At 70.4% G+C, this 12,838-nt stretch carries 9 protein-coding genes; all 9 read right to left on the reverse strand.

Features of this window, described 5'->3' with window-relative positions; all coding sequences use genetic code 11:
• Positions 1–1,283 (reverse strand): cell division protein FtsZ (ftsZ, locus tag DSY14_RS07470; RefSeq protein ID WP_307851156.1); only part of this gene is annotated, 1,283 nt, incomplete at its 3' end.
• Between the two features lie 461 nt (positions 1,284–1,744).
• Positions 1,745–2,476 carry an FtsQ-type POTRA domain-containing protein gene (locus tag DSY14_RS07475; protein WP_211715734.1) on the reverse strand — a complete coding sequence of 244 codons (732 nt, stop codon included), beginning with the start codon at positions 2,474–2,476 and terminating at the stop codon, positions 1,745–1,747.
• A gap of 11 nt (positions 2,477–2,487) precedes the next feature.
• On the reverse strand, positions 2,488–3,942 hold the full coding sequence (murC, locus tag DSY14_RS07480; protein ID WP_211715735.1) for a UDP-N-acetylmuramate--L-alanine ligase: 1,455 nt from the start codon (positions 3,940–3,942) through the stop codon (positions 2,488–2,490).
• The gene (gene murG, locus DSY14_RS07485; protein ID WP_211715736.1) at positions 3,939–5,099 is read right to left on the reverse strand and encodes an undecaprenyldiphospho-muramoylpentapeptide beta-N-acetylglucosaminyltransferase; all 1,161 of its coding nucleotides are present in this window, start codon (positions 5,097–5,099) and stop codon (positions 3,939–3,941) included. The genes murC and murG overlap by 4 nt, the downstream gene beginning before the upstream one ends.
• Entirely contained in the window at positions 5,096–6,526 is a 1,431-nt protein-coding gene (ftsW, locus tag DSY14_RS07490) for a putative lipid II flippase FtsW (protein ID WP_211715737.1), read from the reverse strand. The genes murG and ftsW overlap by 4 nt, the downstream gene beginning before the upstream one ends.
• Positions 6,527–6,739: 213 nt before the next feature.
• Positions 6,740–8,206 carry a UDP-N-acetylmuramoyl-L-alanine--D-glutamate ligase gene (gene murD, locus DSY14_RS07495; protein WP_211715738.1) on the reverse strand — a complete coding sequence of 489 codons (1,467 nt, stop codon included), beginning with the start codon at positions 8,204–8,206 and terminating at the stop codon, positions 6,740–6,742.
• 4 nt (positions 8,207–8,210) lie between these two features.
• On the reverse strand, positions 8,211–9,284 hold the full coding sequence (gene mraY / locus DSY14_RS07500; RefSeq protein WP_211715739.1) for a phospho-N-acetylmuramoyl-pentapeptide-transferase: 1,074 nt from the start codon (positions 9,282–9,284) through the stop codon (positions 8,211–8,213).
• Positions 9,281–10,723: a UDP-N-acetylmuramoyl-tripeptide--D-alanyl-D-alanine ligase gene (gene murF / locus DSY14_RS07505; RefSeq protein ID WP_211715740.1), complete on the reverse strand. Its 1,443-nt coding sequence runs from the start codon at positions 10,721–10,723 to the stop codon at positions 9,281–9,283. The genes mraY and murF overlap by 4 nt, the downstream gene beginning before the upstream one ends.
• A 389-nt stretch (positions 10,724–11,112) precedes the next feature.
• Positions 11,113–12,777 (reverse strand): UDP-N-acetylmuramoyl-L-alanyl-D-glutamate--2,6-diaminopimelate ligase, encoded by a 1,665-nt coding sequence (locus tag DSY14_RS07510; RefSeq protein WP_211715741.1) that lies wholly within the window; start codon positions 12,775–12,777, stop codon positions 11,113–11,115.
• Positions 12,778–12,838 lie beyond the last annotated feature (61 nt).

Consider the following 12,838-nt stretch of genomic DNA (forward strand, 5'->3'; position numbering starts at 1 on the left):
TAGGAGACCCGGTAGCCGTCGCCCTGGTAGGACTCCGGCTCGGGCCGGGCCGCCGAGGGCGGCGTCTGCGCGTGCCGGGGCTCGGGGCGCACGGGCTCCGGGGTCACCCAGGGCTGGTGGACGATGGGCTCGGCGGGCCGCGGCGTCTCCGGCTCGGCCTGGACCGGGCGGGACGGGGTAACCCACGGCATGCTGGTGGCCGGCGCCCCGCTCGCGCCATCGGCGGAGGGAGCGGCCTTGGCGCGCTCCTCCCTGCCGGACGTGATGCCTGCCGTGGGGGCGACGGCCTCAGGAGGGTCCACCGGCTTGCGCTCCTGCGTCGCCGCGGTGATGGCCTCCGGTTCGTCGAAGCCCGCGGCGATCACGGTGACCCGCACCTCGTCGCCCAGAGCGTCGTCGATCACGGCACCGAAGATGATGTTGGCCTCGGGCGCCGCCGAGTTGGCGACCAGTTGCGCGGCCTCGTTGATCTCGAAGAGTCCGAGGTCGGAGCCGCCCTGGATGGACAGCAACACCCCGTGCGCCCCGTCGATACTGGCTTCCAGGAGTGGTGAGGAGATCGCCAGTTCGGCCGCGGCCACGGCCCTGTCGTCCCCTCGCGCGGATCCGATCCCCATCAACGCCGATCCCGCCCCCGACATGACCGACTTGACGTCGGCGAAGTCGAGGTTGATCAGACCGGGTGTGGTGATCAGGTCGGTGATGCCCTGGACACCGGAGAGCAGGACCTGGTCCGCGGCCTTGAACGCGTCCAGGACGCTGACCTGGCGGTCCGAGATGGAGAGGAGGCGGTCGTTCGGGATGACGATGAGCGTGTCGACCTCCTCGCGGAGCATCGCTATCCCGGACTCGGCCTGGGTGGCCCGGCGCTTGCCCTCGAATCCGAAGGGGCGGGTGACCACACCGATGGTGAGGGCTCCCAGGGAGCGGGCGATGTTGGCGACGACCGGAGCACCACCGGTGCCGGTTCCACCGCCTTCACCGGCCGTGACGAAGACCATGTCGGCCCCCTTGAGGACCTCCTCGATCTCCTCACGGTGATCCTCCGCGGCCTTGCGGCCGACGTCGGGGTTGGCTCCGGCTCCCAGGCCGCGGGTGAGCTCGCGGCCGACGTCGAGCTTGACGTCCGCATCGCTCATCAGCAGCGCTTGGGCGTCGGTATTGATCGCGATGAACTCAACGCCCTTGAGCCCCTCTTCGATCATTCGGTTGACGGCGTTGACACCGCCGCCGCCGATACCGACGACTTTGATGACCGCGAGGTAGTTCTGCGGTGCTGCCACGACGAGGGGCCTTTCCGCTCGCATGAGCCGTTCCGTCTGCGTGTCCGCGAGTGCTCTTCCGCGGGTGCGCCGGCGGTCCGGCATCCGGTTCTTCGATGTGCGTTTCGGGTTCACCCGTCGCCCGGTCGGATGGACCTTCGGCGGGGACCCCGGGTCACCGGCACCGTTTCCCGTGCTGTGAGGCTGCGACGAAACGGATCCCGCGTATCCCGAAAAGCGTGTTTTACTACGTTGTTGACGGCGGTTGTGCTTCCCGACAGTAAGCGGACCGCCGGGCACGGGCAACCGATGATGACTTCAGCCTAACGGCGTATAACACGAGGAAGCGAAGTGCGCACTCGGCGCGTCGCGTCTGGAATGTCCATCAGCTGTACCGTTTGGAGGGGGAGAGACCCCTCTTGTCCGGAGAACGGCGACTTGCCCCGACTCCGACCGGTCCAGACCACCCGTTGACCTCCGCTTCACCGAACGATGGCCTGTTCGGGGGTGCCGACGTCGTAGACACGCCCCTCTTCCGTGGGATGTTCGCGCATGAGCACCCGCAGGATCTCGCTCTTGTGCACGGTGTGTCCGGCGTCGCCCCACGCGACCTCGGAGCCGTCGCCCAGTTCGATCCGGATCTCGTCGGTGTCCCGGGCATCGATGAGCTGGATCTGCGCGAGGAAGGAGTCGGGGGCCTCCCCCACGATCTCCGCGGCCGCGCGGACCGCCTCGTTGCCCTCGATCTCCCCGGTCACCGTGACCAACGGGTGTGTTCCGGGGCGCGTCGAGGAGTCCTCGATACGCACCCCGTCCCCGTCGACCAGCCGGTACTCCTCCCCCACCGCTATCGCGAGCAGGGGTTGACGCTCGACGATCTCCACCTTCAGGGTGGCGGGCCATCCGCGCGTCACCTCGGCCGACTCGACCAGGTCGAGCCGTTCGACGTCGGCGCGACCGGCGTCCAGGTCCACCCGGATCAGCGGCGTGCCGGTATCCACCGACACCGCCGCCTCGACCTCCTCGGAGGTGATCCGATCGGTTCCGGTGACGGCGACGTCGCGGACCACGAGCAGCCGGGATCCCAGGAGCAGCCACACCACGGCGCAGACCAGGGAGACGACGAGCAGGACCGCGAAGGTCACCTTCCAGGGATCCGATCGCCCTCGCCGCGCCGTGGCCTCCGCCTTCTCCCCGCCCTGGTCAGCGCCCACGTATGTACTCCTCAGTCGTGTCCGTCGCCCTCGGCCCTCTCCGCCAGGGCCGCGACGATGTGCGGTCCGAGCTCGGTGACGTCACCGGCGCCCATGGTCAGGACGATGTCGCCCGGGCGGGCCAGGTCGGCCACCGTCCGTACGGCCTCCTCACGTCCGGGCACGTAACGGACCCGGTCGTGGGAGACCTTGGAGGTGATGAGTTCACCGGTCACACCGGGCTCGGGGTCCTCGCGGGCCGCGTAGACCTCCATCACCACGACCTCGTCGGCCAGGCTCAGGGCGGTCGCGAATTCCTCGGCGAAGATCCGGGTCCGGCTGTACAGGTGCGGTTGGAAGAGGGCCACGACCCGACCGAGCGGGATGTCGCCCTCGGAGTCCCGACTGAAGGACTCCAGGGCGGCGCGGGTGGCGCGCAGGTCGGCGTCGATCTCGGTGGGGTGGTGGGCGTAGCTGTCGTAGACCCCGACGCCGTCGCCCTCGCCCTTGAGTTCGAAGCGGCGGGCGGCCCCGGCGAAGTCGGCGATGCCCTCGACCGCGACCTCCAGGTCGTGACCGAGTTCGTCGGCCACGGCCACCGCGGCGGCGGCGTTGAGCACGTTGTGCAGGCCGGGGACGGCCACGGTGCCGTCGATGGGGTCGCCGTCGGCGGTCCGCAGGGTGAACTCGGTGCTGAAGCCCCGCGCCCGGATCCGGGTGATTCGGTAGTCGGCGTCCTCGGCCTCGCCGTAGGTGAGCACCTTCTTGCCGCGTTCGCGGGCGAGTTCGGCGACCGTGCGCGCACCGGGGTCGTCGATGCCGACGATGAGGGTGCGCTCCACGCGGTCGACGAAGCTCGCGAAGTTGGCGTGGATCTCGTCGAGACCGCTGTAGTTGTCGAGGTGATCGGCCTCGACGTTGGTGACCACGGCGATCTTGGGCGAGAGCATCAGGAAGGATCCGTCGCTCTCGTCGGCCTCCACGGCGATGGGGTCACCGACACCGGCGTCGGCGCCCACACCGGTGGTGACCAGCTTGCCGCCGATCACGTAGCCGGGCTCGACTCCCAGGTGCTGGAGCACCACCGTGACCATGGAGGTCGTGGTGGTCTTGCCGTGGGTGCCCGAGACCGCGATGCCCTCACGGTGGAGCAGCAGGGCGCCCAGGGCCGCGGCACGCGGCAGGATGCGGATGCCGCGGCGACGCGCCTCGACCAGTTCGGGGTTGTCCTCGCGGATCGCCGAGGAGACCACCAGGGTCTCGGCGGTGCCGAGGTTCTCCGCGGCGTGTCCCACGTGGACGTGGGCGCCCATCGCCTCCAGCTCGCGCAGGGTGTCGCCGTCCCGGGCGTCACTGCCCGAGACCTCGACACCGGACTGCAGCAGCACACGGGCGATGCCGGACATACCGGCCCCGCCCAGGCCGATGAAGTGGGTGCGTCCGAGCTTGTCGACGGGGACCGGTTCGGTCTGCCGGACCAGGCTCATCGTGTGTCCTTACCGTCGTCGTAGTAGGCGTCGTCACCGTCGTCCTCGGGCAGCGGCATGTCCGGAGTGGGCTTGTCGCCACGGGCGATCGCCGCCACCTCGCGGGCCAGCTCCATGTCCGCGTCGCGGCGTCCCATGCGGGCGGCCGCCTCCGACATCGACACGACCCGGTCGGTGTCGGTGAGCAACGGGATGAGCCGTTGGACGATCCAGTCGGGAGAGAGGTCGGCGTTGTTCACCATGATCCCGCCGCCCGCCTGCACGATGGGGTCGGCGTTCAGCGCCTGCTCGCCGTTGCCGATCGCCAGGGGCACGAAGGCGCCCGGCAGACCGACGGCGGTGAGTTCGGCGCAGGTCAACGCGCCGGAACGGCACATGGCCACGTCCGCGGCGGCGTAGGCCATGTCCATGCGGTCCACGTACGGAACGGCGACGTAGGGGATGCCGTCCTGGGTGAGGTCCTGGGGTTCGTCGGCGTTCTTGGGACCGACCACGTGCAGGACCTGCACACCCGCGTCACGGAAGGCATCGCGGGTGGCGAAGGCGGCCTCGTTGACGCGCTGGGCGCCCTGGGAGCCGCCGAAGATCAGCAGGGTGGGCAGGTCCGGGCGCAGGCCGAAGTAGGCACGCGCCTTGTCCCCCATGGCCAGACGGTCCAGGGAGGTGACCTGATGGCGCAGCGGGATGCCGATGAAGCGCCCGTTGCGGATCTGGGTGTGCGGGTGTCCGGTGAACACGTGCGGGGTGAGCCGGGCGCCGAGCCGGTTGGCCAGACCCGGCAACGGGTTGGCCTCGTGCACGATGATGGGCACCTTGCGACGACGGGCCGCCAGGTAGCCGGGTGTGGCCACGTAGCCGCCGAAACCGACCAAGACGTCGGCCTGAATCCGGTCGAGCTGTTCGCCGGCGGCGCTGAGGGCGCCCGCGAGCTTGCCCGGAACGCTGAGCAGCTGTGGGGTGAGTCTGCGGGGCAGGGGGACCGCGGGGATCAGGCCCAGCTCGTAACCGCGCATGGGAACGAGTCGGGTCTCCAGACCACGCTCGGTTCCCAGGCAGAGGATCTCGGTGTTCGGGTCGATGCGCCGCAGCGCGTCCGCAAGTGAGAGTGCGGGCTCGATGTGCCCGGCCGTGCCGCCTCCGGCGAGGGCTACCCTCATCGTCGTCGATTCCTCCTTGGCCGGTCACCCGCCGGGACCGGTCCGCTCTGGTGCTTGACCGTTGTCTTGGTGTCGCGCTTGCGCGCCGTGCGGGGGGTGCGCGGCGCGGTGGTGCGCTTGGAGGTCGTCCCGCCGCCCCGATTCTGGACGGAAGCGACGAAGTTCTCCAGGCCAAGCCAGCTTAGAGCCCTTTCGAGCCAACCGGGACCGCGAGCGGCCAGAGCCTTCTGTGCCTGGGGCTCGTTGCGGGCGATGGCGAGCAGCACGCCCAGCGCGATCATGGTCGGGATGAGCGCCGAACCACCGTAGGACACCAGGGGCAGCGGGATGCCGGTGACCGGGACCAGGCCGATGACGGCCGCGATGTTGATCATCGACTGGCCGAGGATCCAGGTCACGATGGCGAACGCAGCCAGTCGCGAGAAGGAGTCCTTGACGCGGAAGGCGACCCGCAGTCCGGCGTAGCCGAGCATACCGAGCAGGCAGAGCAGGAGCAGGGTCCCGAGCAGGCCGAACTCCTCACCGATGATGGCGAAGATGAAGTCGGACTCGGCGTAGGGCAGGAAACCCCACTTCTCGCGGCTGGCACCGATGCCGACACCGAAGAAGCCGCCGGTTCCCAGCGCGTAGAGACCGTGCAGGGACTGGAAACCCGTTCCGGTCGGGTCGGCACCCGGGTCCAGGAAGGCGGTGATGCGGGTGATACGGAACGGCTCGATCGCGATGACGATCCCGGCCAGGCCCAGGACCAGGCCGAACATGCCCACGAACAGCTTGCCCGGCGCGCCCACGACCCACAGGAGGCTGAGGAAGACCAGCAGGAGCACCAGGGTGGTGGACAGGTCCGAACCGAGCAGGACCAGCAGGGTCAGCAGACCACAGCCGGGCAGCAGCGGGATGAGCAGGTGGCGCCACTCGGTGAGCTCCTTGAGCTCCTCCTTGCGGGCCAGGATGTTGGCGCCCCACAGGGCGAAGGCGAGCTTGGCGGGTTCGGAGGGCTGGATGAGCAGGCCGCCGACCTCCAGCCAGCGGATCGCGCCGTTGACCTCGGTGCCCTGGAAGGCGGTGAGCAACAGCAGAGCCACCGAGAGGATCATCGCCGGGTAACCGACCATGCGGAAGATCCACAGCGGCAGTTGGGAGGCGACGAGCATCAGTGGCAGGCCGATCATGGCCGAACCCAACTGACGCTGGAAGACCGAGAACGCCGACCCGGTCTCGGAGATGGAGTTCACCATCGTCGAGGACAGGACCATGACCAGTCCCAGGGCGATGAGCATCATCCCGGTACTGAGGATCAGGTAGTAGGAGGTGAGCGGCCGGTCCAGGGACCGTGCCCACTCACGCCAGAGCGCGCGCTCGCGCCCACCGGAGGCGGTCCGCCCCCGGCTGGGGGTCGCCCCGGGAATCGCTGTCGTCGCCGCCATCCACACCCTCCGCACGCTCGGCGCCTTAATAGTGGCGTACCGGCGGGTCGGGTTCCGTGGACATTTCCCGCGTGTTGGCCATCTTTGGCGGCCGTCGTGGGTGGTACACGGCACAGGGAGGACGCGTTTCGACACTCGGTGATCGTCGCGCGACCCTGCGCAGTGTTCGGCCCGGCCGTCGGCGCGCGATACCCCGACGGCCGGGCCCGGGGCTCAGCCCCGGCGCAGTACCGCCTCGGCGAAGAAGCGACCCCGCTCGGGGTAGTTGGTGAACATGTCCATGGAGGCGGCGGCCGGGGCGAGCAGCACGGTGTCGCCCTCCTTCGCCAGCGCCGCGGCCTCGGCGACCACGACGTCCATGACGGTGTGCTCGGGCGGGGCGTCGGCGGCGGGCCCCTCGACCTCCACCACCGGTACGTCCGGGGCGTGCGCGTCCAGGGCCGCGCGGATGAGCGCGCGGTCGGCGCCGATCAGCACCACACCGCGCAACCGGTCGGCGGCGTCGGCGACCAGGTCGTCCACCTCGGCGCCCTTGAGCAGGCCGCCCGCCACCCACACCACGGAGGTGTAGGAGTTCAGCGAGGCCGCGGCGGCGTGCGGGTTGGTCGCCTTGGAGTCGTCGACGTAGTCCACGCCCGCCACCCGCGCCACGTGCGCGATCCGGTGGGGTTCGGGGACGAAGGCGTTGAGACCGGCGCGGACCGCGTCCGGGGCCACCCCGATCGAACGGGCCAGGGCGGCGGCGGCCAGGGCGTTGGCCACGTTGTGCGGTGCGGCCGGGTGGACGTCGGCCAGGGTGGCCAGCTCCTCGGCGCTGCTGTGCGGTTCGGCGACGAACGCCCGGTCCACCAGCAGGTCCTCGACCACGCCCAGTTCCCCGGCGCGCGGGGTCTCCAGACGCAGACCCACCATCGGGGTGTGCGGGTCGCCGTCCTCCTCGGCCAGACGCACCGACCAGGCGTCGGCGGTGTTGACCACCCGCACGGTGCCCCGGGCGTACACCTTGCCCTTGGCCCGGGCGTAGGGGTCGAGCCCACCGTGCCAGTCCAGGTGGTCGGCGGCGACGTTGAGGACCGTGGCGGCGAACGGACGCACGCTGTCGGACCAGTGCAGTTGGAAGCTGGACAGCTCCACCGCGAGCACGTCGTGCACGTGCCCGTCGGCGTCGGGCAGCACGGCCTCGACGATGGGGGTGCCGACGTTGCCCACGGCGAGGGCGTCACGGCCGTCGGCGCGCAGGATCGACTCCAGCATGCGCACGGTGGTGGTCTTGCCGTTGGTGCCGGTGATGGCCAGCCACACCTGGTCGGCGGGCTTGAGCCGCCAGGCCAGTTCCACGTCGCCGATGACCTCGACCCCGGCCTCGGCGGCCCGGAGCAGCACGGGCGAGTCGGGGCGCCAACCGGGCGAGGTGACGACCAGGTCGCAGCCGTCGGGCAGCGGAGTGCTCCCGAGGACGACCTCGGCGCCGGCCACGGTGAGGTCGGCGGCCACGGCGCGGGTGGTCTCGTCGTCGCGGCCGTCGACGACGACCACCCGCGCCCCCCGGGCCAGGAGGACCCTGGCGACCGGAGGGCCGGAGACGCCGAGACCGGCGACACAGACCAGCGCGCCCGCGAAGGGGTCGTGGCCTTCGGCGGGCGCGGTGGTCGAGGAGGTGGAGGTGCGGTGGTGCGGCATGCCTCTAGCTTGGCATCCATTCCAGGTAGAACAGTCCGATCGCCACCGCCACGAACAGACCCTGGATGATCCAGAAACGGATCACGATGGTCGGTTCGGCCCAACCCTTGAGCTCGAAGTGGTGCTGCAACGGAGCCATGCGGAACACACGTTTGCCGGTGAGGCGGAACGAGGTGATCTGGATCATCACGGACATGGTGATGATGACGAACAGGCCGCCGATGAGCAGGAGCAGGAGCTGGGTGCGGGTGGTGATGGCCAGACCCACGATGAGGCCGCCGAGGGCCAGCGAACCCGTGTCGCCCATGAAGATCTTCGCCGGGGGGGCGTTGAACCACAGGAAGGCGATGCAGGAGCCGAGCACCGCGGAGGCCACCACGGCCAGGTCCAGGGGGTCGCGGACCGTGTAGCAGTTGGAGGTGAGGGCCTCCACGCAGGACTGGCGCAGCTGCCAGTTACCGATGATGACGTAGGCGCACAGCGACAGGATGGTCGCACCGGTGGCCAGACCGTCCAGACCGTCGGTGAGGTTCACCGCGTTGGAGAACCCGACGATGAGGAACAGCGCCCAGACGATGAACAGGCCGACCATCAGCGGCGGCCCGAAGTCGCGCAGGAGGGACAGCTGGGGGGCGGCCGGGGTGTAGCCGTAGCCGTTGGGGAACTGGGTGACGCCGTAGGCGAAACCGACACCGACGATGGCCTGACCGACCATCTTGGCGCCACTGCGCAGACCCAGGCTGCGGCGCTTGTAGATCTTGATGAAGTCGTCGAGGAACCCGACGCAGCCCATACCGACGAACAGACCCATGACCAGCAGACCGGAGGCGGTCGGGCCGGACGCGGCGGGCTGGATGACCCACAGCAGCAGGTGGGAACCGAAGTACCCCACCACCGCGCCGAGGATGACGACGACACCGCCCATGGTGGGCGTGCCCTGCTTGGTCTTGTGGCCCTCGGGGCCGTCGTCGCGGACCTCCTGGCCGAACTTGAACCGGTACAGGAGCTTGATGAGCGGCGGCATCAGCACCATGGAGACGATCAGCGAGAGCGCCGCCGCAATGGAGATCCCGATCACTGGTCATCACCCTTGGTGATGAGGTCGATAACCCTTTCGAGCGCAGCCACGCGCGATCCCTTCACAATGACGACGTCTCCTGTGCGCATCCGTTCGCGCACCGCTTCGGCTGCCGCCTCGGCGTCGGGCACTCGGATGCTCTCACCGCTCCACCGGTCGGCGGCGCGTTCGGCGCCGACGGCGATGCCCTCGGCGGCCTCTCCGACCACGATCAGGTGGGCCACGCCGATCTCGGCGGCCAGGGCACCGACCTTCTCGTGTTCGGCGTCGCCTCCCTCGCCGAGCTCCGCCATGTGGGCGAGCACGGCGATGGCGCGGCGGTTCCCGGCCAGGGAGGCCAGGGTGGTCAGCGCGGCCCGCATCGACTCGGGGTTGGCGTTGTAGGCGTCGTTGACGAGGGTGACACCGTCGTGTTCGGTGACCTCCATGCGCCAACGGCTGACCGGGGTGGCCGCGCCGAGGGCGGCGGCGATGTCTTCGATGTCCATACCGAGCTCGTCGGCGACGGCCGCGGCGGCCAGGGCGTTGCTCACCTGGTGGGAGCCGACCAGCCCCAACCGGACCGGGGCCGTGCGTCCACGCAGGTGCAGCGTGAACGCGGGGGCCCCGTTGTCCTGGGTGGTGACGTCGGTGGCCCGCACCAGGGCGTCCTCGGCGGTGCCGTAGAGGACGACGCGCGCGTCGGTGCGGGAGGTCATGGCACGGACCAGCGGGTCGTCCGCGTTGAGGACGGCGACGCCGCCCGCTCCACGCCGCTCGGAGCCGGCCGGGAGCGCCTCCACGAGTTCGCCCTTGGCCTTGGCGATGGCGTCGCGGCCACCGAACTCGCCCATGTGCGCGCTGCCGACGTTGAGCACCACACCGATCCGGGGCCGGGCGACGCGGCACAGGTGGGCGATGTGCCCGATGCCGCGCGCGGCGACCTCCAGGATCAACTGCCTGGTGTCGGTGTCGGCCCGCAGCACCGTGAGCGGGTGACCGATCTCGTTGTTGAAGGAGCCGGCCGGGGCCACCGTCGGCCCCATGCGGTTCACGACCTGGGCGATGAGGTCCTTGGTCGTGGTCTTTCCGGAGGAGCCGGTGACGCCGACGATCCGGGTCGTGGCGTCCTCGCGCGCCGGGTCGCCGAGTTCACCGGCCACGTACGAGGCCAGACGGGCCAGGGCCGCGACGACCTCGTCGTCGCCCCCCTCCACCAACAGGTGCGGGGCGTCGACCGGGCGTGAGACCAGGGCGGCGACGGCACCGGCCGCCACCGCGGCGTCGGTGAAGTCGTGTCCGTCGACCCGCTCGCCGTTGAGCGCGACGAAGAGCGCTCCGGGCGCCACCTGTCGCGAGTCGATGACGACGGGGCCGTCGACGACGGCGTCGGGGCGCGCTGATCCGCCGATGGCGGTTTGGGTGATCTCAGCGATCCGATCGAGCGTGAGCGCGATCAAATCCACTCCTCATGTCAGGCCCGGCCCACATCGCCCCAGGGGCATTGGCCACCCGGCCTCGGGTTTCGGGTCAGGGGATGGCACCGCGGATAACGTGCGCGCGGTGCCGCACCGAGCCACGGCAGGTCCAGGCGATGCCGGGCCATGGGGCGCCACGTGGGCGGCACTTCGGGCTGCGATTGCCGGACCTACCTTAGAACATGTTGGGGCGTCCGGGGTCCCGGCGGGGCCCTGCGGAGGCCAATATGCTCCACTTCGTGACCGCGGTCCGACCTACGGAACGTGATCCGTGCACGTCAGGTCGCCCGACACGACCGGGACACGGCCGAGGGCCGTGTCCCGGTGAGTGGACGGCGGTGGTGTCGGCGCGTCCTCGGTGTGTCGGTGTGTCAGTCCAGGTCGGGGAGGCGGTGGACGTCCTGGAGGGCGTGGCCCAGCCGCCGGCCGGCACGGATGCGCAGCGCGTCCTCGATGGCTCCGCGCAGGACCTCGCGGTCGTCGAAGGGCAGCACCTCGCCCTTGACGTACTGGCCGGTCTCGTGGCCCTTGCCCGCGACCACGACGACGTCGCCGGGGGCGGTACGTGCCACACCCAGGCCGATCGCCTCGGCACGGTCGAACTCCACCGTGACGCGAGCCCGTCGTTCCTCGGGGACCTTGGCCACACCCTCCAGCATCGCGGTGGCGATGGTCACCGGGTCCTCGGTGCGCGGGTTGTCGTTGGTGATGATCAGGTGGTCGGCCAGACGCGCGGCGGCCTCTCCCATGAGCGGACGCTTGGCCCGGTCACGGTCGCCACCGCAGCCGACCACCATGGTGACCTGACCGTCGGTGGTGGCGCGCAGCGCGGTGAGCACGGCCTCGATGGCGCCCGGCTTGTGCGAGTAGTCCACCAGGGCGGTGAAGTCCTGTGGCTGGGCGGTCTCCCGGGCCAGCACCGGCTCCATGCGGCCGGGCACGCCGGGCGCCGCCGCCACACCGGCGATCGCCGTCTCCAGCGGCAACCCCGCCTCGACCAGGCCGACGATGGCGGCCATGGCGTTGGAGACGTTGAAGGGACCGGGAAGCGCCACGGACGCCTTGGCCTCCATGCCACCGGGACCGACGATGCGGAAGGTGCTGCCCGCGGCGCCCAGGTGGACGTCCACCGCGTTCCAGTCCGCGACCATGGCGCTCGCCGGATCGGCGTCGGAGCACCCCTCCACGGCGAAGGTGGTGACGGGCACGTCCGCGCGCGGCTGCACCATGTCCACCAGCGCCCGGCCGAACCGGTCGTCGACGTTGACCACCGCGATGTCGCAGTACTCGGGCGTGAACAGGCGCGCCTTCGTCTCGAAGTAGTCCCGCAGGTCCGAGTGGAAGTCCAGGTGGTCCTGGGACAGGTTGGTGAAGAGCGCCACGTCGAAGTGGGCACCGCCGACCCGACCGAGGGCGAGGGCGTGGCTGGAGACCTCCATGGCGGCGGCGGTGACCCCGCGCTCGACCATGAGGGAGAACAGACCGTGCAGGTCGGTGGCCTCGGGGGTGGTCAGGGAGGAGGCGACACGCTCGTCGCCCACCCGCATCTCCACGGTACCGATCAGGCCGGTGCTCATTCCGGCCTGACGCATCCCGGACTCGATCAGGTAGGAGATCGTGGTCTTGCCGCTGGTGCCCGTGGTACCGACCAGGAGCAGATCCCGCGCCGGATCGTCGAAGACCCAGGCGGCGACCGTGCCGAGCACGGCGCGCACGTCGGGTACGACCAGCACGGGCAGCCCGGTGGCCTCCGCCTCGTCGGCGCCCGCGGCGTCGGTCAGGATCGCCGCCGCCTCGGCGTCGGCCGCCTGGCGGGAGAACTCGGCGCCGTGGACCCGGGTTCCGGGAAGAGCGGCGTACAGGTCGCCCTGGCGGACCTGTCGGGAGTCGTGGGTGATGCCACGGACGTGGATCTCGCGTGGAGGCATGTCCGCGGGCCGGCCCGGATCCAGGTCCGGGCGCAGCAGGGTGGCGTCCGGACCGAGCTTCGTCGCCAGGTCGGACAGTGGACGGAGTTTGGTGTGTTCAGGTCGCATTACCGGTGGCACGTGTGGAGATTAACGGCTGTGGAGGACCGGTCGGTAATTTCCACGCTGA

This window comes from Nocardiopsis sp. MG754419, assembly GCF_018207095.1.
Taxonomy (GTDB): Bacteria; Actinomycetota; Actinomycetes; order Streptosporangiales; family Streptosporangiaceae; genus Nocardiopsis.